The following is a 1,585-nucleotide window of genomic DNA, read 5'->3' on the forward strand; positions in this document are numbered from 1 at the left end:
CGGGTCGTGCTGCTCGCCGACGCGCCGCCGGAGCACGTCGACCCCACGCAGATGTACATCGGCACAACCCTCGGTGTCGCCACCGGCCTGTTCCACCGCACCCTCACCGGCTATGTGGAGAGCTACGACGGCGGCCCGCGCCGCCTGGTCGGCGACCTCGCCACCGACACCGGGCGCAGCGAGGACGGCGGCCGCACCTGGACGTACACCCTGCGCGAGGGGCTGAGGTTCGCGGACGGCACGCCCATCACCTCGTACGACGTCGCGCACGCGATCGCCCGCTCCTTCGGCCCGAACGGCGTCTACGGGCCGCAGTTCATCCAGCAGGCCCTGGACCCGGGCCGCGCCTACCGCGGGCCGGAGCAGGACGGCCCCACCGCGCCGGGCGTGGCCACGCCGGACGAGCGCACCCTGGTCTTCTCGCTGCCGGAGCCCACCCCTGGCTTCCCGTTCTTCGCGACCACCACGACCACCACCCCGGTCCCGGCGGACCGCGACACCGGCGCCGACTACGAGACGTCCTGGCTGGCCACCGGGCCGTACCGGGTCCGGGAGTTCGTGCCCGGCAGCCACTACCTGCTGGAGCGCAACCCGCACTGGGACCCGGCGACCGACCCGATCCGCCACCAGTACCCGGACGAGGTGCTGTGGGAGTTCGGCGTCCCGCGCGACGCGCAGACCGAGCGGCTGCTCGACCCGGCCGGCGCGGACCGCGCCGCCGTCGCCACCTTCGACGTCGCCGAGCACCGGGTCGCCGAGGTGCTGGCCGACCCGGAGCTGAGCGCGCGGGTCGTCGCCGGGCCCTCCGCCTACCTCCAGTACGTGTACATCAACACCCGCCGGGTCACCGACGTCGACGTCCGCCGCGCCCTCAACCACGCCTTCGACAAGGGCACCTGCGTCCGGCTCGCGGGCGGCGACGCGGGCGCCGAGCGGGCCGGGACGATCCTCGCCCCCATGGTCCCCGGCTACCGCGCCGACGACGTCTACCCCTCCGGTGAGCACGGCGACCCGCTCAGGGCCAAGGAGCTGATCGCGGGCAAGGAGCTGCGCCCGCTCGTCTTCGCCTACCCGGACACCGCGCCCAACGCGCCGGTGGCGCCCGCGGTCAAGGCGGCGCTGGAGGCGGCCGGCTTCGAGATCGAGCTGCGCCCCGTCGACAAGGCCGCCTTCTACAGCCTGATGGGCGACGCCGACAACGACTGCGACCTGATCTACGGCGTGTGGGGCCCCGACTTCCCGGACGCCTCCGGCGTCTTCGACGTGCTCTTCCGCGGCGACCGCCTCACCCGCGGCGGCAACATGAACCTGTCGTACTTCGACGACCCGGAGATCACCGCCGAGATCGCCGCGCTGGCCCAGGAGCCCGACCGCGCCGCCGTCGCCGGACGCTACGCCGACCTGGACCGCCGCCTGATGGCCGAGCACGCTCCCGTGATCCCCGTCTACTACAAGCGGCAGTGCACCCTCTACGGCCCCGCGGTGGGCGGGCTGTTCCTCAGCGCCCAGTACTTCGTGCCGAACCTCACGCGGATGCACGTCCTCGACTGACGCCGTACGCCCGCTTCCGCCGGCCGTACGCACC

At 73.8% G+C, this 1,585-nt stretch carries 1 protein-coding gene; it reads left to right on the forward strand.

Translation table 11 applies throughout. The features are described 5' to 3' along the window. Positions 1-1,551 (forward strand): ABC transporter substrate-binding protein (locus CCN42_RS27925; RefSeq protein WP_086739743.1); only part of this gene is annotated, 1,551 nt, incomplete at its 5' end. Between the last annotated feature and the right edge of the window lie 34 nt (positions 1,552-1,585).

The organism is Streptomyces glaucescens (genome assembly GCF_002154375.1).
Classification (GTDB): Bacteria; Actinomycetota; Actinomycetes; order Streptomycetales; family Streptomycetaceae; genus Streptomyces; species Streptomyces glaucescens.